The sequence below is a fragment of the Pannonibacter sp. genome (genome assembly GCF_051860505.1).
Taxonomy (GTDB): domain Bacteria; phylum Pseudomonadota; class Alphaproteobacteria; order Rhizobiales; family Stappiaceae; genus Pannonibacter.
Genome location: NZ_JBHYDX010000007.1, coordinates 38,039 through 62,417, shown reverse-complemented (window position 1 = coordinate 62,417; position 24,379 = coordinate 38,039). Strand labels below are relative to the sequence as shown.

Genomic DNA, 24,379 nt, shown 5'->3' with positions numbered 1-24,379 from the left:
GCCTCGCCGGCATTGACGTAGCAGCGCCAGGCCGCCAGCAGCAGGAGCCCGGCCGAGGTGGCGGCCATCAGGCGCGCAAGTGGCTTGCGCAGCCGGGCGGGAAGACGTTCGACGAGCATGTCGATGGCAATGGCGCGTCCGGCGGCAACGCATAAGGGTAGTGAGGCCGCGACAACGAGGCAGAGCAGGACCTGGATCAGGTCGCTGGCCCCAAATACGGGCCGGTTGGCAAGAGACCGCAAGAACGCATCGCTGACGGTCAGGGTCAGGAGTGCTGCGAGGCACAGGCTGCCGACAATTTCCAGGACCAGCAGGGGCAGGGCCATTGCCACGGGGGGCCGGGTCGTCGTGTGACCGGGTTCAGGCGCGGAAGGGGCGTCCGGCGGACCATTGGTTCCGCCGGTGCCCTCTTCCTGAGGAAGACGGGACATGGTTGATCGCCCTTTTCCGCTCAGTTTGCGGGTTTGAACCCGGCCACGAAGACAAGGGCATCAAACCCGCCCGCTGTGCCTTCGGCCTCCAGGAACCCCTCGACCGGAGCCTGCATGGCCGACTGGAAGGCAGTGACGGTTGCCGGATCCAGTTCGATCAATTCGACCTTGGCGTCCTTCAGCATCGCCACGCCCTTGTCTCCCGCCATGCGAAACGCTTCGGCGGCCTTCAGCGACAGTGGCAGACCGGTCTCGACTTCGATGATGCCCGTCTGCGCAGCGTCGAGACCGTCATAGGCGGCCTGGTTCATGATCAGGGTGAAGGTGGAGAGCGCGCCGGGGATGTTCATGGTCGCGTATTTCGTCACTTCCTGCAGATTGTAGGACGAGACGGCGGACGCATCGATCATCACGGCGTCGACCACGCCAGTGCTCATGGCATTGTAGGCTTCGGTTGCAGGCAGCGAGACCGGTATGCCGCCCCAGGCCTCGACGATCTTAGCCGAAACCGGATCCGGGACACGGACCTTGAGACCTTGCATGTCGGCGAGAGAGCGGACCGGCTTGCTGCGCGTAAACAGCAGGGATGGGTTATTGGTCCAGTAGGCCAGCAGCTTCACTTCCGTAAAGTCGGGCGCCAGGGCTGCCATATTGTCCCAGATCGTGCGGGTCGCCTGCTCGGGCGAGGTGAAGAGGCCGGGCACGTGCAGCAGCGCCGACCGTTTGAATTGGGTCGGGGTGTACTGCGGCAGGTTGAAGGCAATATCTGCGATACCAGTGACGGTTCGCCGGTATTGCTGGTTCGGCCCCGCCCCCAGTTCCCCGGCTGGATAGACCTTGATCGTCAGGGCCCCGCCGCTGGCAGCGCCGACCGTTTCGGCCAGCGGTGTCATCACGTGACGGTCCATCGGGTGTTGCGGCGACATGAAATGCGCCAGCTTGAGCTCCTTGGCCTCTACGGCGGGAGCGGCGGAAACGAGTGCAAGCCCTACGGCAAGCGTTGCGAGAATCGTCTTGACCATGCGTTCCTCTCCGGATCCGGATGCACCGCAATGGGGCCTCCGGCGCTGACGGCTGGCCTTGGTTGGCAAGCTCGTTAGTTATCACTGACAATTAGATGATTGACACTGATAACCAGTTAGTCAAGTCTGTTCGCACGAACGGGGTCCGGAATGAGCCAGTACAAACTGCATCAGCGCCTTGGATACCGGGTGTCGCGCCTGTCGCGGATCCTGCAGGGGCGGCTTGAGGAGATTCTCGCCGAGCATGGTCTGACGCGCCTGATGTGGTGCGTGATGATCGGTGTGGGGGAAGAGGATGTTCGCACGCCTTCGGATCTTGCCGACTATGTCGGCGTGACGCGGCCGACGATGTCGCGCCTGCTGCGGGTGCTGGAAAAGAAGGGGTACTTGCAACGCCAGCCCGGAAGCGGACCGGATGGGCGTGCCGTGGAGATCGAACTGACCGGGGAGGGGATGCGGATCGTCCGCACCACCCGTGGCCCGGTCAACGCCATGAACGAACATTTTACCGGCAAGCTGGCCCCTGAACAGTTTTCCGTGCTGATGGAGGCACTGGATCTGCTGGCGGCCGGTGAACGGGAAGACCTGTCAGACTTCTGACCGGACATGTGCCGGTCGTTGAACAGGCCGAAGCGGAGGCAACATCCGCCCGGCGGGAGAGGACGCGGTACATGCGACTGTTTTCAACCAAGGACCGGCCGGTCCACCTTGGACCATTTCCGCTTGAGCGACTGGGTCGCAGTGACAAGCGCCCGCCGCTGGATCTGCTGCCGGCGATGCGCCCGTTGTCGTTCGACAATGACGACCCGGTGAACCTTGCCCGCGCCATGGGGCGGTTCATGGGCATGTTCGACACGGTGCGGGATGGACCTATCACCTATGCTCCGGCTGAGGTCCCTGAAGACCCTGAGGAACGCAGCCGGCATCTCAAGGCAGCCGGGTACTTTTTTGATGCCGCAATGATGGGCATTGCCCGGCTTGAACTTGCGCACTTTCTGGATGCTCCGCTCAGAAATCCGATGATCGACCTGCTGCGCGCCGAACTGGAGGCCGGGCAGCCGACCAGCCACGCGGCGGGCATTGATGCGATCTATGCGGATGTGCTCGATTCCGCCCGCACGCCTCATGGACCGGTCACGCATCACACCCATGCCCTCGTCATTCTGGTGGACCATGCGAGGGAGCCCGGGGCAGATGAGCCGGGGTGTGACTGGTTGCAAGGGGTTCAGTCGCAGCGCGCCGCGGTTCTGGCGGCCAACACCGCCGTTGTCCTTGCCAGCTATCTGCGTTTGCTCGGGGCAGAAGCGCGTGCGCACTCGGCCACGACCTCTGAGGTCGATCTGGCCCGGGTTGCCGTTAGCGCAGGTCTTGCGAGGATAAGTGCGGGGGCAGACGGCCACCCTGTTGCAGAAGCACCCTTTGTCGGGATGGGCTATTCCCTGGCGGTTGTCACGACGACGTTGCCGCTCGAGGTTGACCGGATGCTTGGAGCGACGGCCGGCCCCAGCGGCTGGGCTTTACGGGGCAAGGGTCGGCCCGTGTCCCGACCGGTTGACGCGTTTCGCCGCCGGGAATATCGCCAGGGCGCGTTTCCGTTCGAGACGATCCGCCGGCGTGAGACGCCAACCACGTTCATTGATGAGCCGAGAGTGCCCCGGTTTCCCAAGCGGGCGGATTTCTTCGCCCGCGCCCTGTTCGGCGATATGGGCAAGAAGGTCCAGGAAGCGGCGAAGGGCGGGCATTACGTCGTCAAGAGCCCGATCGGAGCCTGTGCCCGCCGTGCGCTGGGCGCGCTGTTGCTGCTGCAGTTCGGTGACGCCAAGGCGCCGGTTCATCCCTCAACCCTCGACCCGGTGCGCAATGCCGACAATCTGAAAGCGGCAGGATATTTCCTTTCTTCTGATGCGGTGGGTCTGTGCCGGGTGCCGGACTGGGCCTGGTACTCGCACAATGCCGGTGGCCAGCCCATCACGCCCTACCATGGTCACGCGATCAACCTGCTCATCGACCAGGGTTTCGAGACCATGGAGGGGGCGAGCGGTGACGACTGGATTTCCGTTGCCCAGTCGATGCGCGCCTATCTGCGGTTCTCTTTGCTTGGCGGCGTGATCGCCGAGCATCTGCGCGGGCTTGGCTACAGCGCCCGCGTTCATTCAGTGATCGATGGCGAGGTGTTGCAGCCGCCGCTGTTGCTGCTGTCGGGTCTCGGCGAAGTCAGCCGCATCGGGGAAGTGATCCTCAATCCCTATCTCGGACCACGGCTGAAATCCGGCACCGTGACCACGTCCATGCCGATGGATCATGACAAGCCGATCGACTTCGGGCTGCAGCGGTTTTGCGAGGCCTGCAACAAATGCGCGCGCGAATGCCCGTCCGGGGCGATTACGGCCGGTCCGAAGCGCATGTATAACGGCTATGAGATCTGGAAATCGGACGCAGAGAAATGCACGCGCTATCGCCTGACCAATTCGGCGGGCGGCATGTGCGGACGCTGCATGAAAACCTGCCCGTGGAACCTCGAGGGCCTGTTTGCCGAAGCGGTCGTGCGCAAGATTGCCATTGCTGCGCCGGGAGCCGCGCGGATCCTCGCAAGCCTTGATGACAAGCTTGGGCGAGGCATGATCAATCCGGTCAAAACCTGGTGGTGGGATATCGAACTTGACCCGTCCGGTCAGCGCTATGTTGCCGCAGTTGCTACCAACCGGCGCGGGCTGAACACCGACATCGATCTGAAGCCCGAAGACCAGACCCTTGCGGTCTACCCGGCGGACATGATGCCGAAGCCTTATCCCGTCACCCAGCCGCTGGACCGCGAAGAGGGTATCCGCCGCTACCGTGCCTTGCTGTCTCCGGAGGTTTATCGCGACAGGCTTGAGCGCGGCGAGACAGAGGGACTTGCGCCGGGGCCGCAACCGCTGGACGGGCCTGCGCCTGTGATCCCGGTGATCATTTCCCGGCGCGATGATCTGGCGGAGGATGTGGTTCGCTTCGAACTGGTCGATCCGCAGGGCAAGCCGTTGCCGCCGTTCACGGCAGGGGCGCATGTCGATGTGGTGATTGCGCCCGAGTACCAGCGGCAATACTCCCTCGCCGGAGATCCCGCCGATACCAGCCGCTACGTTCTTGGCATCCAGCGCGAGGCCAAGGGGCGCGGCGGCTCGCTGCTCATGCATAGGGTGTTCCGCGAAGGGCGCCGGATTCTGATTTCGCCGCCGCGCAATCATTTCCCGCTCGACGAGACCGCCTCATTCTCCATGCTGATGGCAGGCGGGATCGGGATCACGCCGATGCTGACCATGGCGCATCGGCTGCATGCGCTCGGCCGCAGGTTCGAACTGCACTACAACGCTGCCTCCCGGCAGAGCTGCGGCTTTGCAGCAGAGATCGAGGCAACGCATTGGGCGGGGCAGGCACGGTTTCATTTCGCGCGCGAGGGGGGGCGGGCCGATCTTCGGCGTCTCATCCCCGTCTGGCAGCCAGGGTTCAGGCTCTACACCTGTGGCGGGGAGCGTTACATGGAGGCCGTGTTCGAGGCTGCAAGGGCGCAAGGCTGGCCGGATGAAGCCCTGTCACGGGAGTTCTTCAAGGTGCCGGAACCGCCGGCCTGGGAGAACCATCCCTTCGTTCTGGACCTTCTGAAGTCGGGGCGCAGCATTGACGTCAGCCCGGATCAGAGTGCAACCGAGGTTCTGGAAGCCGCCGGGATTCTGGTCAGTACCAAATGCTCGGACGGGATCTGCGGCGTGTGTGCTGTCGGGCACGACGGCGTCGGGCAGATCGAACACCGCGACTATGTCCTGTCTGAAGGCGAGCGCCAATCGAAGGTGATCCTGTGCTGCTCGCGCGCCGCGGCACCAGGAGGGAGAATGCGGGTCGATCTGTGATCGCCAGGTCCGGGTTTACTTCCCTGGCGCAACCGGTACTCTCGCCGGCACTGCGGAACAGCCCGAAAGGGCCGGGGAGGAGCTTTTTTGATGCTGAAGGGAATTGATCCGCTGATCGGCGCGGACCTCTTGAAGGTTCTGGCCGCGATGGGCCACGGCGACGAGATCGTGGTCGTCGATGCGAATTTCCCCGCCGATTCGGTGGCACGGCACAGCGTTTATGGCCGGCCGTTGCGGATGGACTGCTCGGCGGTGCGCGCTGTCGAGGCCATCCTGACCCTGCTGCCGGTCGATACCTTCGGTGTCGAGCCTGTGCTGACAATGCAGGTGGTTGATAATCCAGGTGCCGTGCCGCCTGTCGTGGCTGAGGCGCAGCCGCTGTTTGCAGCGGAGAAGGCCGACATGGGCACGCTGGAGCGCTACGCCTTTTATGAGCGGGCGAAAAAGGCCTATGCCATCGTCCTGACCAGCGAACTGCGGCCCTACGGCAATTTCGTCATCCGCAAGGGCGTCATATTCGGCTGATCGAGGTGGATGTTGGGCGACAGGCGGCGGTCACCGCCTGTCAGCTCAAAGACAACTCATGGGCAACGCCCTGCAACCTGGCCAGCGCGTCCTCGATGCTGTCGCAGGCCTCGCCGGCGGGCCGGCCGAGATAGGGGCAGGTGATCACGGCAATCGCATCCCCGTTGGGATCGAGCACCGGCACGGAAATATCCCGCACGCCCAGCAACTGGCCACTGTCACCGATGCGATATCCGAGGGCGCGCACCTCGTCCAGTTCGGCGGACATGCGGTCGAGCCTGGCAAGATCTGCCGCACTGCTCAGGGCGCCGAGCGTTTCGGCCCGTCGTTCCGGGCTCTGGAAGGCGAGCAAGGCATGGCCGGAGCCGGTCTCCAGAAGATCCAGCCTTGCGCCCACCCGCACCCGGAATTCCCAGCTGTCCATCGGGCTCGCCTGTGCCACGACCACGGCTGCGGCGCGCTCCGGCACCGCCATATGACAGGACTGCCGGCTGTCGCGGGCGAAAATGTCGAGCTTGGGCGTGGCCTGCGCCACCAGCCGGCGCAGGGGCGGATGCCGGTTGGCCAGCACGAACAGCTTCATCGACAGGAAGTAGCGATCACCGCCGGATGACCGCACGACATAATCCCGGGCGACCAGGCGTTCCAGCATGCGGTAGATTTCCGAGGGACTGCGCCCCATCGCCTTGACGATTTCGGCCCGTGTCAGGCCGCTGGGTTGTTCCGACAGCAGTTCCAGAATGTCGAGGCCCTTGTCGAGAGCCGGCGCGCGGTATCGGTCGCCAGTCACATCCACATCGCTCATCAACTCTCTCCCAAGGCACTTGCCCCCGAACACCGGCGATTTGCCTGAAATCTCAATGCCCTTTGCGCGAGACGGTCAAGCTTGTCAAATTCCGGCAACACAGACTTGCATATCAGTTCATTCGTGAATAGAGTGTTTGTATATAAACAAGACATCGGATGCAAACCGGCGTCGCGGGATGGAGACAGGCGGGGCCTCCGATCAGGAGCAGCGCCGGGACAGGGAGGTTCGAGATGCAGCAAAATGGCCAGCGTCTTTCCGGCAAGACGGTACTGATCACCGCCGCAGGGCAGGGTATGGGCCGCGCTGCGGCACTGGTTCTGGCTGCCGAAGGCGCCCGCGTCATTGCCACAGACCGGGATGCAAGTCTGCTGACCGGACTTGTTGGCATCGAGAGCCGGGCGCTGGACGTGACTGATCTGGCGGCTATCACGGCGCTCGCGGGGGAACTCGGACCAATCGACGGTCTCTTCAATTGTGCCGGTATGGTTCACCACGGCACCATCCTCGACCTGACCGAGGAGCAGTGGCAACAGGCGCTCGATGTCAATGTCACCTCGATGGTGCGCATGACCCGTGCGTTCCTGCCCGGCATGTTGAAGCGGGCCGAGATCACCGGCACCGCGTCGATCCTCAACATGTCGTCGATGGCCTCATCCATCAAAGGCTTTGTCAACCGCACGGCCTATGGTGCGACCAAGGCGGCCGTCATCGGTCTAACCAAGGCGGTGGCAGCGGATTTCGTGAAGCAGGGCATTCGCTGCAACGCGCTGTGCCCGGGCACTGTCGATACGCCGTCGCTGCGTGGGCGTATCGCCTCGGCCGCCGATCCGGTCCAGGCGGAGAAGGACTTCATCGCCCGCCAGCCCATGGGGCGCCTCGCCACAGTCGACGATATCACGCCGCTGATTGTCTATCTTCTCAGCGACGAAAGCCGGTTTGTCACTGGTCAGGCGGTTTCCGTCGATGGCGGCGTGACGATCTGAGGCATAGCGGCCGGACCGGCCAGTTGCACCAGATCCCACGACGCGGACGGGAGGCCGCTGATGGACAGACTAGATGCACATTGCCACTTCTGGCAGCCGGCGCGGGGCGATTACGGCTGGCTCGATACGGGCGGGCCGGAACTGGATCCGCTTCGGCGCGAGTTCCTGCCGAGCGAACTGGCCAGCTTGAATGGCGGGCGCCGGGTCATTGCAGTCCAGGCCGCGCCGAGCGAGGCTGAAACCCACTTCCTGCTTGGGCTGGCCCAGACCGTGCGGCAGATCGCCGGCGTTGTCGGCTGGGTTGACCTGACCCAGGCAGAAGCCGGTGAGAGGCTCGCCGCCCTGGCGCGAAATCCGCGCTTCAAGGGCGTGCGGCCGATGCTGCAGGATATCGCCGATGCTGACTGGATCGAAACGGCGCCGGCGCCGGAGGCCGTGGCTGCTCTGGTGCGCCATGGCCTGCGGTTTGATGCGCTGGTCAAGACGCAGCATCTTCCCGCCCTTCAGCGCTTTTGCGCCCGCTATCCGGAGCTTGCCGTCGTCATCGACCATGCGGCAAAGCCCGATCTCCTGACCGGCATTGCAGAGACCTGGCACCGGGACATGGCGCTGCTTGCTGCTGATGGGAATGTGCATTGCAAGCTGTCCGGCCTTGTCACCGAGATGTGTCCGAGCCGCCTTCTGAGCGTTGGCCTCGCCGTCGAAACCCTGAAGCCTGTGCTGGGCCGCCTGCTTGAGTGGTTCGGACCGCAGCGGCTGATGTGGGGGTCCGATTGGCCGGTGGTCACCCTGGCTGTCAGCCACCGGTTCTGGGAGGAGGTCACGGAGCGGCTCCTCGCCGATCTCTCCGCAGACGACAGGGCCGCGATTCTTGGCGGCACGGCTGCCCGCTTCTATGGATTGGGGGACGTGGCGCATGCGTGACCTGGTGCGTATGGAGCGGATCGAAAAGCGCTTTCCCGGCGTTCATGCGCTGAAGGGCGTCGGCTTCGATCTGCGGGCGGGCGAAGTGCATGCGCTCATGGGTGAGAATGGAGCGGGCAAGTCGACGCTGATGAAGATCCTGTCCGGGGTGTATCAGCCGGACAGTGGCCGCATCCTGGTCGAGGGACGCGAGGTTGTCTTGCCATCGCCCAAAGCGGCGCAGGACTTCGGCATCGGTATCATTCATCAGGAACTGGCCCTGATGAAGGACCTGACGGTGGCGCAGAACATCTTCATCGGCCGGGAACCGCGCCTGTCCTTCGGCCGGATCGACGAGGCACGGCAGAACCGCGAAGCAGCAGCGCTGTTTGCCGCGCTCAACATCGATATCGACCCGCGACGACCTGTCGACGGATTGTCGATCGCGCGGCAGCAGATGGTCGAGATTGCCAAGGCATTATCGGCCCGCTCGAAAGTGCTGATCATGGACGAACCGACGGCGGCACTGACAGACAGCGAGATTGCCGACCTGTTCGCCATGATCGGCAAACTGAAGTCCGAAGGCGTCGGCATCGTCTACATCAGCCACAAGATGGATGAGATCCGCCGCATCTCCGATCGTGTGACTGTGATGCGCGACGGGGAATATGTCGGAACCGTCGAGGCGGCAGAGACCCCCATCACCCGTATCATCGAGATGATGGTCGGGCGAAAGCTGGGCGACGGCGCCGTGGTCGTGCCAGATCTGCGCGATGCCGAAACGGCGCTTGAAGTGGTGGGGCTCACCCGGGGCCGGGAGATCCGCAATGTCAGCTTTTCGCTCAGGAAGGGCGAGGTTCTGGGCTTTGCCGGGTTGATGGGGGCAGGGCGCACGGAAGTTGCCCGGGCCATCTTTGGCGCCGATCCGCGCGCGGGCGGGGAGATTTGGGTCCATGGCCGAAAGGTGGACATCCGCTCGCCGGCCGATGCTGTCAAGGCAGGCATCGGCTACCTCTCGGAGGACCGCAAGCATTTCGGGCTCGCCCTCGGCATGGATGTCTCCGATAACATCGCGCTGGCCAGCCTATCCAGCTATTCCAATCGGATCGGCCAGCTTGACGAGGGCGCAATGCGGCGGACGGCCCGCGACTTCATCGCCCGCCTTGGTATCCGCACGCCGTCGGACCGGCAGGAGGTCAGGCTTCTGTCCGGTGGCAATCAGCAGAAGGTGGTCATCGCCAAGTGGCTGCTGCGAAACTGCGATGTTCTGATTTTCGACGAGCCGACACGCGGCATCGACATCGGCGCCAAGTCGGAGATCTACCGCCTGCTTGCCGAGCTTGCCGCCGAGGGCAAGGCGATCATCGTCATTTCGTCGGAACTGCCGGAGATCCTCAAGGTCTCACACCGGATTGCCGTCATGTGCGAGGGCCGGCTGACCGGCGTTCTGCCCGGCGGGGCCGGCACCACCCAGGAACAGATCATGCAACTTGCCACCGACCGCAGCGGTCTGGGGCAGGGCACGCGTCAGGAGGAAACCGCGTGAACACTTCGCCCCAGAACAGCAAGGCTTCGGCCGCCCCAGCTCCGGCCCGTCTCGCGGGCGGTGCGCAGCAGAAACTGCTCGCTTTCGCCAGCCTGATCGTGCTGCTTGTCGGCTTCTCGCTCGCCTCGCCGAACTTTTTCCAGGTCTCCAACATCATGGCGATCCTGCAGGCGACATCGGTCAACGGGGTGCTTGCGGTGGCTGCGACTGCGGTTATCCTGACCGGCGGCATCGACCTGTCCATCGGCACCTTGATGACATTCTGCGCTGTCATTGCCGGTGTGGCGCTGACCTGGGCCGGATTGCCGCTGCCGCTCGGCGTGCTTGCGGCCATCGGTGCGGGCGCTCTCGCTGGTCTGGCCTCTGGCACCTTCGTCGCCAGGATGAAGATCCCGCCGTTTATCGCCACGCTCGGCATGATGCTGGTGCTGAAAGGTCTTTCACTCATCATCACCGGTGCCCGGCCGATCTATTTCAACGACACGCCGGGCTACACGGACATATCGCAAGGCTCGCTCATCGGCATGGTTCTTCCCGGCCTGCCGGTGCCCAACGGCGTGCTGGTGCTGTTTCTCGTGGCTGGCGGCATGGCCTTCGTGCTCTCGCGCACGGTCCTTGGCCGCTACACCTATGCGTTGGGGTCGAACGAGGAGGCCGTGCGCCTGTCCGGTGTCAACACCAATGCCTGGAAGATGGCAGTCTATGCCCTGGCCGGGGCGATCTGCGGCATTGCCGGCATCCTGATCTCCTCGCGGCTCAATTCCGCCCAGCCGGCGCTCGGCCTTGGCTATGAACTTGATGCCATTGCTGCCGTGGTCATCGGCGGCACCTCGCTCTCCGGCGGGCGCGGCACCGTGCTCGGGACGCTCATCGGGGCGCTGATCATGTCGGTTCTGACCAATGGCCTGCGCATCCTGTCGGTTGCCCCCGAATGGCAGACGGTCGTGACCGGCGCGATCATCATCCTTGCCGTCTATGCCGACCAGCTTCGCCGCCAACGCGGCTGAGACCCAGAAAAGAAGGCCAAAGGCCCGGACCACCCATCATCTAAAGTGGAGGAAAGCATGATTACCCGTCGCATGATCCTCGGCACCTTGAGTGCCGCCGCGCTCCTGGCCAGCACCGGCTTTTCGCTGGCCCAGGACAAGATGTATATCCCGCTGATTTCCAAGGGCTTCCAACACCAGTTCTGGCAGGCTGTGAAGGCCGGGGCCGACAAGGCCGCCGCCGAGTTCGGCGTCGAGGTGACCTTCGAAGGCCCGGACAACGAGACCATGGTCGACCGCCAGATCGACATGCTGTCCGCCGCGCTCGCCAAGAAGCCGGCCGCCATCGGCTTTGCCGCCCTCGACAGCCAAGCCGCGACGCCGCTCCTGAAGCAGGCGGAAGCGGCCAAGATCCCGGTGATTGCTTTCGATTCTGGCGTCGACAGCGACATCCCGGCCGCGACCGCCGCGACTGACAACAAGGCTGCAGCAGCGCTTGCAGCAGAAAAGATGGCGGCGCTGATCAGCGATGAAGGCGAGGTCGCGCTTGTCGTCCATGACCAGACCAGCCGCACCGGCGTTGACCGCCGCGACGGCTTTGTCGAGTGGATCGCCGCCAACAAGCCGAAGATCCAGATCGTGGCCATCGAATACGGCGGCGGCGACCATCTGAAGTCGACCGAGATCACCAAGACCCTACTGCAGGCCCATCCGAACCTGAAGGGCATTTTTGGGTCGAACGAAGGCTCGGCCATAGGTGTTGCCAACGGCGCACGCGAGACTGGCAAGAAGGTCGTCATCATCGGCTATGACTCGGGCGCTGCCCAGAAACAGGCGATCCGCGACGGGTTGATGGCCGGTGCGATCACGCAGAACCCGGTCGGCATCGGCTATGAGACCGTCAAGGCCGCCGTCATGGCCGCCAAGGGCGAGCCGATCATTCCGACCATTGATACCGGCTTCTACTTCTACGACAAATCCAACATCGACAGCCCCGAGATCGCGGCTGTCCTCTACGACTGATCCCAAGTCCGGAGCCGGGCCTTGCGCCCGGCTCCGGTCCCTATCCCACGGAGACTTCCCATGAAATTGCTGCGTTTTGGCCCGGCGGGCCAGGAGCGTCCGGGCCTGCTTGATGCCGAAGGCCGTGTGCGTGACCTCTCAGCCCATGTCGATGACATCGCCGGCGCCGTGCTGCTGCCGGACGGGTTGGCAAAGCTTGCCGCGCTCGACCCGAACACCTTGCCGCTCGTGGCCGGAACGCCCCAGGTGGATCTGCGCCTTGGTGCTTGCGTCGGGCAGATCGGCAAGTTCATCTGCATCGGCCTCAACTACGCCGACCATGCCGCAGAAACTGGCGCGGCCATTCCCGCCGAGCCCATCGTCTTCAACAAGTGGACCTCGGCGGTCGTCGGCCCGGATGACGCTATCGAGATCCCGCGCGGATCGCAGAAGACGGACTGGGAGGTCGAGCTTGGCGTCGTCATCGGCAAGGGCGGCAAATATATCGAGGAGAAGGACGCCCTCGATCATGTCGCCGGCTATTGCGTCGTCAACGACGTGTCCGAACGTGAATACCAGATGGAGCGCGGTGGCACCTGGGACAAAGGCAAGGGCTGCGACACGTTTGGTCCGACCGGTCCCTGGCTTGTGACCCCGGATGAGATCGCTGATGTCGGCACCCTCGCCATGTGGCTGGAGGTCGATGGCAAGCGCTATCAGGACGGCTCGACTGCGACCATGATCTTCGGCGTCGCCCATATCGTCTCTTATCTCAGCCGCTTCATGTCGCTGCAGCCGGGCGATGTCATTTCTACCGGCACGCCTCCGGGTGTTGGACTTGGTCAGAAGCCTCCCGTTTATCTGAAGGGCGGCGAGACGGTCCGCCTGGGGATCGCAGGTCTTGGCACCCAAACCCAGAAGGTGGTCCGAGCATGACCAAGATCACCGGTCTGAGGACGGAAGACCTCCGTTTCCCGACCAGCCAGCATCTGGACGGGTCCGATGCCATGAACCCGGATCCGGACTATTCCGCCGCCTATGTGGTGCTGGAAACGGACGGCCCGCATGAAGGTCATGGCCTGACCTTCACCATCGGACGGGGCAACGAGATCTGTGTCGCTGCCATCGAGGCCCTGCGGCCGCTGGTCGTCGGTCTTGATATGGACTGGGTCGCGGCTGACATGGGCCGCTTCTGGCGGCACGTTACCTCCGACAGCCAGTTGCGCTGGATCGGTCCAGACAAGGGCGCCATTCACCTCGCCACCGGTGCTGTCGTCAACGCGGTCTGGGATCTTTATGCCAAGATCGAAGGCAAGCCGGTGTGGGCGCTCATCGCCGACATGAGCCCTGACGAACTGGTGCGCTGCATCGACTTCCGCTATCTGACCGACTGCATCACGCCCGACTGGGCGCTGGAGTTCCTGACCCGGCAGGCGGAAGGCAAGGCCGAGCGGCGGGCGATCCTGGAGCGTGAAGGCTATCCTTGCTACACGACCTCCGCCGGCTGGCTCGGCTACGATGACGAGAAGCTTGCCCGGCTCTGCCGCGAGGCCGTCGATGCCGGCTTCCGCTACATCAAGATGAAAGTCGGACGTGATCTTCAGGACGACATCCGCCGGCTGACCATTGCGCGTGAAACGGTCGGCCCGGACATCAACCTGATGATTGACGCCAACCAGGTTTGGGAAGTGAATCAGGCCATCGACTGGGTCGGTAAGCTCGCCTTTGCCAAGCCCTGGTTCATCGAGGAGCCGACCAGCCCGGACGACATCGAAGGCCATCGCAAGATCCGCGAAGGCGTTGCGCCCATTCAGGTTGCCACCGGCGAGATGTGCCAGAACCGCATCATCTTCAAGCAGCTGATCATGCGCGGGGCTATCGACGTGGTGCAGATCGACAGCTGCCGTCTCGGCGGCGTCAACGAGATCCTTGCCGTGATGCTGATGGCGGCCAAGCACGGGCTGAAGGTCTGTCCGCATGCCGGCGGCGTCGGCCTTTGCGAATATGTCCAGCACCTGTCGATGATCGACTATCTCTGCATTGCCGGCACCCGCGAGGGCCGTGTGATCGAGTATGTCGACCACCTGCATGAGCATTTCATCGATCCCTGCGTCATCCGCGATGCGGCCTACATGCCGCCGCAGCTGCCTGGCTTTTCAATTGAAATGAAACAATCCTCGATCGAGGCCTATCGCTTCGGAGGCAACTGATGGACCTTGGACTGACCGGCAAGATCGTGATCGTCACAGGCGGAGCGTCAGGCATTGGCGCAGCCGTCAGCGAGGTGCTGGCCGAGGAGGGCGCCGTTCCGGTCATCCTCGCCCGCAGGGATCCGGATCCGGCCTTTCTGGAAAAGCTGCAGGCGCTCGCGCCTGGTGCTTGTTTCATCAAGGCGGAACTGTCGTCGGACGGCGCCTGCCGTCAGGCGGTCGATGCGGTGCGCAGGCGGTATGGCCGGATCGATGGTCTCGTCAACAATGCTGGGGCCAATGACAGCGTCGGGCTGGATGCCGGTCCCGAGGCCTTCCGCGCCTCGCTCGACCGCAACCTGGTGCATTACTACACCCTGATGCATCTGGCGGTCGCGGACCTCAAGGCAACGCGAGGGGCGGTGGTGAATGTGTCCTCGAAGACGGCGGTGACGGGGCAAGGCAACACATCGGCCTATGTCGCGGCCAAGGCCGCGCAGTTGGGTCTGACGCGGGAATGGGCTGCGGCGCTTGCCGGCGACGGCGTGCGCGTCAACGCGGTGCTTCCAGCTGAAGTGATGACACCGCTCTACGCCAAATGGCTGCAGACCTTCGAAGATCCAGCCGCCGAGGAGGCGCGGATTGCCGCGCGCATCCCGCTGGGACACCGCATGACCACCGCGCGGGAAATCGCCGATACGGTTGTCTTTCTGTTGTCTGAGAGGGCCAGCCACATCACGGGCCAATGGCTCTATCCAGATGGCGGCTATACCCACCTGGACCGGGCGCTGGATCGCTGATCCCGGCCTTGTTCTGAAAAGGGCAGAACGGGCCAGCCCGGGCATTCGGGCTGGCCTCGCTGCCGCATCAGCTCATCCGGGCGGCCCGGAAGGCTGCGGTGGCCTCGCCCATCCAGCCAAGACGCGGACGGGTGACGAGGCCATAGTTGTAGAAGTTGAGCCCGTCGGCGCCGGCCGTCGCACCGGCGATGGCGGCATGGCACAGGGCTTCCGCTGTCGGCACCGCCGACTGGAACGCGGACAGGCCAAGGATCAGTTTGGTGTCCGCGCCAAGACGGTTGCGCATGGCGCTGACAGTTGCGCCGGTCTCCTGCGGCGTCTGGCCATAAAGGCACAGGATCATGCCATCGCAGGCCGAGGCAAGGCGGTCGAAATCGACGCCACCGCGCCAAGCCGCCGGACCGTCGACAAGAAGCACCTGGCTGTCCGGATGCGCAAGCTGCCGCATTTCGGTGATGAGGCTCATCACCGGATCCTGCCGCCAGACCAGATAGTCATGCAGCGCGGGAACGGAGGCGAAGGCATCTATGCCCTTGTCCGGGAACTCGGGAAAACGGCTGACCGGCGTATCCCGGTCGCAGGCCGCACAGATGATGTCGACAACGGCCTTGCGGGCCGCCTCGCCATCGACACCGGCTGCATGGGCCCGGCCAAGGCAGTAGCGGCAGAAGCAGACCGAGAGCAGGTAGGCTTCGTCCGCTGTCAGGCTGACACCGTCCTTCTCATGGTGGAAGCCATGCTCCACTTCGAGGAAGCCGGGCGTTTCCAACTCGATCCGTGCCGGGCGGAACCGGTGGGTGATCTCATGCACCATTGTGCGGGCATAGAACCGCGCCGCCGGGCTCGACGGACACAGTCCGAAAGCCAGCCGGTCACCGAAGGCCGTGGTAAGGGCGTGGCCGGGGTATTGGCTGGCAAGCCGTGTATTGTGCAGGCACACCGTCCAGGCTGACAGGCCGAGGCCGGCTGCATCCTGTGCAGCCGACAGGCGCGCGACGAGGTCGGTGTCACGGGTGATGGCTGCCTGCCGGGGAGCGATCTCCGCGTCATTCCAGAGCGCGGCATCGGGTGCGTAATAGACCGTGCCGTCCTCGGGGAAGAAGATCTTGCGCCGGTTTGACCGCGGCTGGATGAAGCGTCCGGCGTGATAGGAGGTGGCAAGGCTGACATGGTTGGCGCCGGCAAGCGACGCCAGTTCGTTCGTGACATGCTCGACCCCGAGGTCGAGCATGTCCCAGGCATAGGTCCAGACGGAAACGTCCATGCGTGTCAGTCCTTCGGCATCAGGGGTACGATGGCGCTGAACCGGGCGAAATCCTTCACCTTTTCCGGGCTCCATGCCGCTTCCGCGATGGCCGGAAGACGTGGGAAGACCTGATGGTTGAAGCGCTCGCGCGAGGTGATGTGCTCACTCCAGATGCAGGCCTGAATGCCCTTGAGCTTCACAGCCAGATGCGGGTCATCGCCCTGCGCTTCGTAGCCGTAGGAGGTTTCGACCGGCGTGATCCCGGCCCAGCTTGCTCCCGGCTCGTTCCAGTCACCCGACTGGACCATGTCGAGATAATAGGTCTGGCCAGGGGAGGACACGACGTCATAGCCGAGGGCTGCAAGTTCCGCGGTCTTCTCGCGCAGGGTCCATGCGAACAGAAGGCTGCGATCCGGAGAGACGCCGCCGCCATGGGCAACCTCTTCCCAGCCGCCGGTGATGCGGCCATGGGCGGAGAGGAAGGCATGCACGCGCTTCAGGTAGTGTGCCTGCAGGCCATCGGTGCCGTTGATGCGCTCGCGCACCATCAGCTCCTGTGCCTTCGGCGACTGCAGCCAGGCTTCCGGAGCCACTTCGTCGCCGCCCACGTGGATGACTTCGAACGGGAACACGGCCAGCAGTTCTTCCAGAACCGTCTGGGTGAAGGTCCAGGTGGCGTCGAGGGCGGGGTTGAGCGCGTTGTTGCCGTAACCCTGGATCGACCAGTAGCTTTCCGGCTCATCAGGATCGACCAGATCCGGCAGTGAGGCGATCGCGGCGGCGCAATGGCCCGGCAGATCAACTTCCGGCATCACTTCCACGCCGACCGAGCAGCCATGGGCGACCACGGCGCGGGCCTGATCCTGGGTGTAGAACGTGCCATGCTCGAAGGGACCATGGCCGAGCTGCGGCAGGACCGGACGGTTCAGGCCCGTGTGCGCGCCGATTTCGGTCAGCTGCGGCAGGCGCTTGATTTCCAGGCGCCAGCCCTCATCGTCGGTCAGGTGCCAGTGCAGGCGGTTGAGCTTGTGCCAGGCCAGGATGTCGACGAAGCGCAGGATGTCCGCGAGCGGATAGACCTGCCGCGACACGTCGAGATGCGACCCGCGCCAGCCGTGACGCGGCGCATCCTCGATCCGGCCGGTATGCGGGAAGGCAAAGCGGTCTGCGTCCTCACGCGCGGCCATCATGCCCTGTGCCAGTGTCACGAGACCGTGGCGCAGGCCAAGATCGGTGCCATAGGTCAGGATAATGTCCGAACCGTTGAAGTCGATCTGATAGGCTTCCTCGGCAAGCGCGGCGTTTGCGGCCAGGCGCAGCACGGCCGCACCTACAGGTGCCACGAACACGAAGGGATTGGCGCGCAGGGTGAAGAGACGGCGGGCGAGGGCGTTGACGCCGCCGACCACGCGCTTCTCTGTGACCGAACCGCCGTCAAGCTTCAGGTGAACCGGTGCCTTTGCCATCCAGGACGCAACGGCGACGCTGGCCGGCTGCGGCAGGACGCCAAGCGTGAAGTTGGAGCGTTCGGCGCGTGCTGCTTCAAAGCCGGCGATCTGCATGTCGCCGACCGAGACCTCCTCAGCGGTGCCGTCGCCGAAGATGACAAACGCGCTCTTCGGGCCGTCGTTGGAATGCAGCGCCTTGCGGCTGAGCGAGGTCTCGACGAAGCGCCAGCTTTCGCCGGGGGCCAGCGTCAGACCGGCGGGCGGGGCGTATTCATGGTAGTTGGCCTGGCGCCGGGTCATGGTGCCGTTCTGGCAGACCGACGGGCGAATGGTGCGGGTGATCGAGGTGTAGCCAACCGAGAAATCCGACAGGGGGCTGTCGGAGAGGTTGGTCAGGGTCACGGCCAGATCCCGGCCGTCGTTGGCGGTATCGGTCCAGATCACATCAAGATGGTACTTGGTCATGGCTGTCCTGCAAGGCTGCGCGTACGGGCTGGCCGTGCCATCCCACTGTCCGCGTTGGAAAAATGATCAGGGGCGTCATCGGTCCGGGGGCGGACCTCAGGGGTGCATCAGCGCAGCAGGCCGCGATAGATGCCGGGCGTGGAATTGGGGATCTCGATGGCGCCGCAGGTCTTGACGTAAAAGTCGACCGGCCCGGCTGCACCGATGATGGCATAGGCAAAGCCGTCCGACTTCAACGCATCAAGGGCGCGCAGCAGCAGGTGCCGGCCGATGCCGCGTCCCTGTTTTGCAGGATCGACCCCGGTGGGACCGAAAAAGCCGCGCGCGGTGACATCGTGGCAGGCAAAGCCGGCCAGTTCGCCATTTTCGATGGCTATGAGGATGCGCGCGGGCCTTGCGGCCAGGGCAACGGTGCATTCGCTGACCCAGCCGGGGCTGAAGTGCTTGCCGACAAAGGCCGTTACCACGTGGTGTTCCGGCGGCAGGGCGGGGCGCACGACCAGGCCCTCCGGCAAGGCCGGAGGCGTGGGCAGGGCGTAGAGTGGGACCAGCAGGTCGGACATCGCGCTCGGCTCTCAGTGCAGGGCAAAAAAGTGACCGGTGCCGGCGCTGGCCATCTCGACCACATCGCGGGCAGCGTCGGTCCGCACGATGGCCGAACGTTCCGCAAAGCCTGAGTTGTCGGCCCCCAGCCGCACGGCTGGATCGGGGACGGCGGCGCGCAGCAGCTGGGTATAGGCATGGCGCGGTGCACCGACCACCTCGGCGGTCGGGCCCTGCTCGACGATCTGGCCGCGGAACATCACGGCCGTTTCCTCCGCCAGATACTGTGCGGTCGCAATGTCATGAGTGATGTAGAGGAGAGCCAGACCGCGCTCGTCCTTCAGCCGCCGCATCAGGCCGAGCACTGACTTGCGGATCGAGACGTCGAGCATTGACGTCGGCTCGTCGGCAACGATCAGGCGGGCATTCACCGCAAGCGCCCGGGCGAAGTTGACGCGCTGACGCTGTCCGCCCGAGAGTTCGTGCGGGTACTTGTCCGGTGTCGACTTCGGGTCGAGTTCGACGTCACCAAGCAGGTCCAGCATCGCCTGCTCCGGATCGCGATCCGGCTGGTGCAGCCGCAGCGGACGGATCAGGTGGTGGCGGATGGTGTGGGCCGGATTGAGCGCGGAGAACGGGTCCTGGAACACCATCTGCACCGAGCGCTGATAGGCCTTCTCCAGTGCCCGGCTGTGGTTCTGCTCGATGTCCTGTCCCTCGAACAGGATGCGGCCATCGGTCGGGGCATAGTGGCGCACGATCAGGCGGCCAACCGTGCTCTTGCCAGAGCCGCTCTCGCCGACAAGTGCCAACGCCTTGCCGGGCTGGATGGTGAGGGACACGCGGCGCAAGGCATCGACCCGGCGGGCCGGGCCAAACACAGGCTTGGTGATGAAGGTCTTGGAGACCTTCTCCAGCGACAGGATGGGGGAGGTGTCAGCCATGGGCCAGCCCCTTCTCGGGTTGGGCGCTCAGGATCGGCATGGCCTCCCAAAGGGCGCGCGTGTAGTCGTGGCGCGGGTCATTGACCATCTGCGCCGTTTCACCGATCTCGACGATCTCGCCGCGCAGCATGACCGCGATCCGGTCGGCGATCTGTGCCATCATTGCCAGATCATGGGTGATGAACAGGACGGAGAAGCCCAGCTTTTCCTTCAGGGCCACCAGTTGCTGCAGGATTTCCCGCTGCACGATCACATCAAGCGCTGTGGTCGGCTCGTCCATGATGACGAGGCGCGGACGCAAGGTCAGGGCGAGTGCCAAGACAACACGCTGGCGCATGCCGCCTGACAGCTGGTGCGGGTAGCTGTCGAGCCGGTCAGCGGCGATGCCAACCATCGCCAGCATCTCCTCGGCGCGGGCACGGATGACGGCCTTGTCGGTGATGCCGTGGGCCTTCAGCATGTCGTTGAACTGCTGGAACACGGTCAGCACCGGGTTGAGCGAGTTCATCGCGCTCTGGAACACCATGGCGGCCTTCGACCAGCGGAAGGCGCGCAGACCCGCGTCGCTCAGGGCCAACACGTCCTCACCCTCGAAGCGGATGGTGCCTTCGGAGATGAAGGCCGGTGGCTTGTGCAGGCGCATCAGGGCAAAGGCGATTGTGCTCTTGCCGCAGCCGCTTTCACCGGCGAGCCCGAGGATTTCCCCCGGAGCGATCTGGAACGACACGCCCTTCACGGCGGTGAAGGCTCCGGTCTGGGTCAGGTAATCGACCTTGAGGTTCCGGACGTCGATCAGCGCGGTCATTGGACGGCCTCCTTCAGGCGGGCACGGTCCAACTCGCGCTGCAGTTTCAGCGCCTTGCCGATGGTGCCGAGCGTCCGCAGGCGCGGGTTGGAGATCTCGTCGACGCCGAAGTTCATCAACGACAGGCCGACACCGATGAAGACGATAGCAAGGCAGGGCGCTGCAACCTCCCACCAGGCACCGACCGTGATCGCCGACGAGGTCTGGGCGTTGTAGAGCATCGTGCCCCAGGACAGGTTCAGAGGGCTGCCAAGGCCAAGGAATTCAAGTGTCGCCTGGGTGATAATCGTAAAGATGATCGAGCCGATGAAGTTGAAGCAGATGATCGACAGGAGGTTCGGCAGCATCTCGACCAGGATCATGCGCCAGGCCGGCTCTCCCAGCATCCGTGAGGCTTCGATATAGTCCCGCGTCTTCAATGTCAGGCCCTGGGCCCGGGTCACGCGTGCGCCCCAGGCCCAAGAGGTGAGGCCGATGATCAGGGCGATCGACCACGGGCTGACCTGGCCGAGGAAGGCGGCCAGAACGAGCAGCAGTGGCAGCTGCGGCAGGACCAGCACCACATTGGTCATGAAGTTGAGGATCTCGTCGACGACCCCGCCGAAATAGGCGGCGGTGATGCCGATGATGGTCCCGTTGATCGTCACGATCAGGCCGGCGACAAGTCCGACCATCAAGGATGTGCGGGTGCCCCAGACAAGCTGAGCGAAGACATCGCGGCCCATGCGGGTGGTGCCGAGCCAGTGATCCCAGGAAGGCGGCTGATGCGGACGGGCGACACGGGCGAGTGGTTCATAGCCCGCGATCACCGGCGCCAGAAGGGCGATCATCACATAGAGCAGCACGATGGCGAGGCCGAAAGCCGCCTTGCGATTGCGCAGGAAGGAAGTGAGGAAACCGGTCATCAGGCTTTCCTTAGGCGCGGGTCAAGGAAGATGTAGGCGATGTCGACCGTGAAATTCGCGGTCAGCATGGCCAGCGTCATGATCAGGAGCTGGCCCTGGATCAGCGGGAAGTCGCGCGCCAGGATGCCCAGATAAAGCAGGTTGCCAACGCCGGGGTAATTGAACACCACCTCTGTCACCAGGGACCCGCCGAAGAGGGCACCGAAGGAGAGGGCGAGCGCAGTCACTGAGGGCAACAGCGCATTGCGGGCGGCATAGGCATAGCGGACCCTGGCATCCGACAGGCCTTTGGCCTCGGCCATGTGCACATGGTCTTCGCCGAGCTGGCCGATCATGTTGTTGCGCATGGTGACCAGATAACCGCCGGTGAAAACGAGGCTCAAGGTCAGGACCGGCAGGATGGCGTGGGTCGCGACAGAGGCGATGAAGTTGACCGTGAAACCGCGATCCAGCGAGGGATCATAGGCGTAGCCGGTCGGCAGGATCTGGTTGCCGATGGCAAAGACATAAAGAGTTGTCAGGGCAACCACCATCGCCGGGATCGACTGCATGGCAAGGGCAAGCGGCGACAGCACCATGTCGACGCCCTGGCCGCGGCGCCAGGCGGCAAGGATCCCCAGCAATGTCCCGATCGAGAACGAGATCGCCAGCGCTGAGCCGGTCAGCAGCAAGGTCCAGGGCAGGGCCATCAGCAGCACATCGGTCACCGGGAGCGGGTAGAACTTGATCGAGGTGCCGAAGTCCCAGGTGAAAATGCTGGCAAGATAATTGCCATACTGGATGTGCAGCGGCTCGTCGATGAAGCCGAATGTCGCCTTCAGCGCTTCACGGGCTTCGGGCGGGATCGTGCCATCGGCATGGGACAGCATGATGTCTGTCGGGTCACCCGGCATCATGCGCGGGATCATAAAGTTGAAGGTCGCGGCCACCACGAAGGCGACAAGATAGAACGCGAGCCGTTTCAGCAGAAAATTCATGTAGCTGGTCCAATACACCGTCGCGCCCCGGCGCCGGCCTGGGGCGAGGGAAGCCGGCCAGGGGTTTCCTGTGGGGAGTGCCGGTTGCCTGCCGTGCGATCAGGCAGTTGCCGTCGGTCACACGGAAAAAGGGGGCGGCCGAACAGGCCGCCCCGCAGTTGCATCAGGTCAGTTCACCGGACGCAGGGAGAGCAGGTGCAGCAGGCGCTCCGGCTGGTTGTCATGGACAACCGGGTTGGCAACCGGGTTTTCTGCGCTGAAGAAGCCGGTGAAGCGCTTGGTGTTGTACTGATACCAACGCGGGTTGTTGAACACCGGGATCACAGGCAGGTTTTCGCCGGCGATCATCTGGACCGTGTTGATCAGTTCCTTCTGCTTGGCCTGATCCGTGGTCTGGGTGAAGCCATCAAGGGCTGCCGACAGTTCGGAGTTCTTGAAACGGCCGGCGCCAAAGCGGGTGACGCCCTGGTTCCGCTCGTGCAGGATCGTGTCAAAATGCGTGTAGGGCGTCGGGCCGACGAAGGCCGAATTCAGGGCCATGTCGTAGGTGCCCTTGATCAGGGCCTCGTTCCAGACGGCCTGTTCCGGCGTGCCGACCGAAGCCTTGATGCCGACAGCATTGAGGCCTTCGACAGCGATCTGTGCTGCATTGACCCAGTCAGTCCAGCCGTTCGGAACGATGATGTCGAAGCTGATCGGCTTGCCGTTCGGAGCCTCGACGAAACCGTCACCATTGGTGTCCTTGTAGCCATGCTCGGCCAGCAGGGACTTGGCAGCTTCCGGGTCGTTCTGCATGTACTTGCCGAACTTCTCGTCTACGGCCGGGTTGTTCCAGGCGTGATAGGCGCGGCCAAGGCCGGACGGGTACTGGTTGATGGTCGGATAGCCATAACCGGCAATCTCGACCATGGCTTCGCGGTCCAGCGCCATCGAAAGGGCGCGGCGGAAATTCACGTCGGAGAAGGCGGCGCGATTGCCTTCATTCGGCGATTCCGGGTTCACGTTGAACATCACGAAGGAGCCGGCCGGCAGCCAGTACTTGTGGTTGGCCGGGTCCTTGGAAACGTAGGTGTTCTCGATGTCCGGCAGGAACGAACCCATCCAGTCGAGATCACCACGGGCAGCAGCGGCCAGCGCCTGGTCGTTGTTGGCGATCTGCGGGAAACGCATGCAGTCGACCTTCAGCGTCGCGGCATCCCAGTAGTTCGGGTTGCGGCACTGCAGGTATTCCTGCTCGGTGAAGCGGCGGAAATCGGTCAGCGGGCCGGTGCCGACCGGCTTCGGGTTGGTAAAGGACACCGGATCGGCGACCTTGGACCAGATGTGTTCGGCCACCACCGGAACGCGGACGATATCGTCCGCAGCGAGGCTGTTCACCTTCTTCAGGTTGAACTTGACGGTGAGCGGATCGATGACCTCGATGTTCTCGATGAGCTTGGCCATGGAGCGGGTGTCAAGGGCCGGGGTCTTCAGCACCATGTTGAAGGTGAAGGCGACATCGTCCGCATTGAAGGGCTCGCCATCCGACCAGGTCACGCCGTCGCGCAGCTTGAAGGTCACCGACTTCAGGTCGCTGCCATACTCGTAGCTGGTCGCCAGACGGAAGTTCGGCTCGCCGCTCTTCAGCGAGTTGAAGATCACCAGGGGCTCGTAGACGAAGTCCTGGATCGACGGCAGGCGAGTCGATTCGTTGAACGGGTTGTAGTTTTCCACCCAGGCGGTGCGCTGGACCGGAAGCGCGGTCAGCACGGCATCGGCAGCCAGGGCGGCGCCGGACGCGGAACCCAGAAGCGTGGCCGACATGAAGACGCCAGCCAGACGTGACTTGATCATTTGTATCCTCCCGAAGCAGGCGACTTCTCCGCGCCTGCAGTCTTGTGATGCCGCCTCGGATCGGAAGCAGGTGGCAGGACGAGTGTCCTTCACTTCCCCGACACCGCTCCTCGCTAGCGATGCAGCACCGGCAT

21 protein-coding genes and 1 pseudogene are annotated in these 24,379 nt (G+C 63.9%); 11 read left to right on the top strand and 11 right to left on the bottom strand.

Going from position 1 to position 24,379, the window contains the following annotated elements; all coding sequences use genetic code 11:
• Positions 1–14: 14 nt before the first annotated feature.
• Both ACTIFE_RS06685 and ACTIFE_RS06680 read right to left on the bottom strand, forming a co-directional pair.
• Positions 15–326: pseudogene (locus tag ACTIFE_RS06685) on the bottom strand (TRAP transporter small permease subunit); the annotation flags it as partial.
• A 125-nt stretch (positions 327–451) separates the two neighbouring features.
• Positions 452–1,453, bottom strand: a complete 1,002-nt coding sequence (locus ACTIFE_RS06680; protein ID WP_439528388.1) for a TRAP transporter substrate-binding protein — start codon at positions 1,451–1,453, stop codon at positions 452–454.
• A 150-nt stretch (positions 1,454–1,603) separates the two neighbouring features.
• Between ACTIFE_RS06680 and ACTIFE_RS06675 the strand changes: the two genes are divergently transcribed.
• The 3 genes from ACTIFE_RS06675 to ACTIFE_RS06665 all read left to right on the top strand — a co-directional run bounded on the left by ACTIFE_RS06675 (position 1,604) and on the right by ACTIFE_RS06665 (position 5,862).
• The gene (locus ACTIFE_RS06675; RefSeq protein WP_106753460.1) at positions 1,604–2,053 is read left to right on the top strand and encodes a MarR family winged helix-turn-helix transcriptional regulator; all 450 of its coding nucleotides are present in this window, start codon (positions 1,604–1,606) and stop codon (positions 2,051–2,053) included.
• A gap of 71 nt (positions 2,054–2,124) precedes the next feature.
• The gene (locus ACTIFE_RS06670) at positions 2,125–5,337 is read left to right on the top strand and encodes a 4Fe-4S dicluster domain-containing protein (protein ID WP_439528387.1); all 3,213 of its coding nucleotides are present in this window, start codon (positions 2,125–2,127) and stop codon (positions 5,335–5,337) included.
• A 90-nt stretch (positions 5,338–5,427) separates the two neighbouring features.
• Positions 5,428–5,862, top strand: coding sequence for an RbsD/FucU family protein (locus ACTIFE_RS06665; protein WP_439528386.1), 435 nt, complete (start codon positions 5,428–5,430; stop codon positions 5,860–5,862).
• Between the two features lie 40 nt (positions 5,863–5,902).
• Here ACTIFE_RS06665 and ACTIFE_RS06660 read toward each other — a convergent pair whose 3' ends face one another.
• Positions 5,903–6,667 (bottom strand): IclR family transcriptional regulator, encoded by a 765-nt coding sequence (locus tag ACTIFE_RS06660; RefSeq protein WP_439528385.1) that lies wholly within the window; start codon positions 6,665–6,667, stop codon positions 5,903–5,905.
• A gap of 233 nt (positions 6,668–6,900) precedes the next feature.
• On the opposite strand from ACTIFE_RS06660, the gene ACTIFE_RS06655 reads away from it, so the two are divergent.
• The 8 genes from ACTIFE_RS06655 to ACTIFE_RS06620 are packed head-to-tail and all read left to right on the top strand — an operon-like array spanning position 6,901 to position 15,079.
• Entirely contained in the window at positions 6,901–7,653 is a 753-nt protein-coding gene (locus ACTIFE_RS06655) for an SDR family oxidoreductase (RefSeq protein ID WP_439528384.1), read from the top strand.
• 60 nt (positions 7,654–7,713) lie between these two features.
• Entirely contained in the window at positions 7,714–8,577 is an 864-nt protein-coding gene (locus tag ACTIFE_RS06650; protein WP_439528383.1) for an amidohydrolase family protein, read from the top strand.
• Positions 8,570–10,102 (top strand): sugar ABC transporter ATP-binding protein, encoded by a 1,533-nt coding sequence (locus ACTIFE_RS06645; protein WP_439528382.1) that lies wholly within the window; start codon positions 8,570–8,572, stop codon positions 10,100–10,102. The genes ACTIFE_RS06650 and ACTIFE_RS06645 overlap by 8 nt, the downstream gene beginning before the upstream one ends.
• Positions 10,099–11,109, top strand: a complete 1,011-nt coding sequence (locus ACTIFE_RS06640; protein WP_439528381.1) for an ABC transporter permease — start codon at positions 10,099–10,101, stop codon at positions 11,107–11,109. Before ACTIFE_RS06645 ends, ACTIFE_RS06640 begins: the two co-directional genes overlap by 4 nt.
• Before the next feature lie 57 nt (positions 11,110–11,166).
• Positions 11,167–12,111, top strand: coding sequence for an ABC transporter substrate-binding protein (locus ACTIFE_RS06635; RefSeq protein ID WP_439528380.1), 945 nt, complete (start codon positions 11,167–11,169; stop codon positions 12,109–12,111).
• Between the two features lie 60 nt (positions 12,112–12,171).
• Positions 12,172–13,026, top strand: a complete 855-nt coding sequence (locus tag ACTIFE_RS06630) for a fumarylacetoacetate hydrolase family protein (RefSeq protein WP_439528379.1) — start codon at positions 12,172–12,174, stop codon at positions 13,024–13,026.
• Positions 13,023–14,300 carry an L-fuconate dehydratase gene (locus tag ACTIFE_RS06625; RefSeq protein WP_439528378.1) on the top strand — a complete coding sequence of 426 codons (1,278 nt, stop codon included), beginning with the start codon at positions 13,023–13,025 and terminating at the stop codon, positions 14,298–14,300. Before ACTIFE_RS06630 ends, ACTIFE_RS06625 begins: the two co-directional genes overlap by 4 nt.
• Positions 14,300–15,079, top strand: coding sequence for an SDR family oxidoreductase (locus tag ACTIFE_RS06620; RefSeq protein WP_439528377.1), 780 nt, complete (start codon positions 14,300–14,302; stop codon positions 15,077–15,079). Before ACTIFE_RS06625 ends, ACTIFE_RS06620 begins: the two co-directional genes overlap by 1 nt.
• Before the next feature lie 67 nt (positions 15,080–15,146).
• Here ACTIFE_RS06620 and ACTIFE_RS06615 read toward each other — a convergent pair whose 3' ends face one another.
• From ACTIFE_RS06615 to ACTIFE_RS06580, 8 genes are all read right to left on the bottom strand, one after another.
• The gene (locus ACTIFE_RS06615; protein ID WP_439528376.1) at positions 15,147–16,343 is read right to left on the bottom strand and encodes a hypothetical protein; all 1,197 of its coding nucleotides are present in this window, start codon (positions 16,341–16,343) and stop codon (positions 15,147–15,149) included.
• Positions 16,344–16,348: 5 nt separating this feature from the next.
• A complete protein-coding gene (locus ACTIFE_RS06610) occupies positions 16,349–18,238 on the bottom strand; it encodes a beta-N-acetylhexosaminidase (RefSeq protein ID WP_439528375.1) in 1,890 nt (629 codons plus the stop codon).
• Between the two features lie 107 nt (positions 18,239–18,345).
• On the bottom strand, positions 18,346–18,801 hold the full coding sequence (locus ACTIFE_RS06605; protein WP_268136509.1) for a GNAT family N-acetyltransferase: 456 nt from the start codon (positions 18,799–18,801) through the stop codon (positions 18,346–18,348).
• Between the two features lie 12 nt (positions 18,802–18,813).
• Positions 18,814–19,725 carry an ABC transporter ATP-binding protein gene (locus ACTIFE_RS06600; RefSeq protein WP_439528374.1) on the bottom strand — a complete coding sequence of 304 codons (912 nt, stop codon included), beginning with the start codon at positions 19,723–19,725 and terminating at the stop codon, positions 18,814–18,816.
• Positions 19,718–20,530: an ABC transporter ATP-binding protein gene (locus ACTIFE_RS06595; protein WP_439528373.1), complete on the bottom strand. Its 813-nt coding sequence runs from the start codon at positions 20,528–20,530 to the stop codon at positions 19,718–19,720. Before ACTIFE_RS06595 ends, ACTIFE_RS06600 begins: the two co-directional genes overlap by 8 nt.
• Complete coding sequence (locus tag ACTIFE_RS06590) at positions 20,527–21,435, bottom strand: ABC transporter permease (RefSeq protein WP_439528372.1); 909 nt, start codon at positions 21,433–21,435, stop codon at positions 20,527–20,529. Before ACTIFE_RS06590 ends, ACTIFE_RS06595 begins: the two co-directional genes overlap by 4 nt.
• A complete protein-coding gene (locus ACTIFE_RS06585; protein ID WP_439528371.1) occupies positions 21,435–22,412 on the bottom strand; it encodes an ABC transporter permease in 978 nt (325 codons plus the stop codon). Before ACTIFE_RS06585 ends, ACTIFE_RS06590 begins: the two co-directional genes overlap by 1 nt.
• 168 nt (positions 22,413–22,580) lie before the next feature.
• Entirely contained in the window at positions 22,581–24,245 is a 1,665-nt protein-coding gene (locus ACTIFE_RS06580; RefSeq protein ID WP_439528370.1) for an ABC transporter substrate-binding protein, read from the bottom strand.
• Positions 24,246–24,379 lie beyond the last annotated feature (134 nt).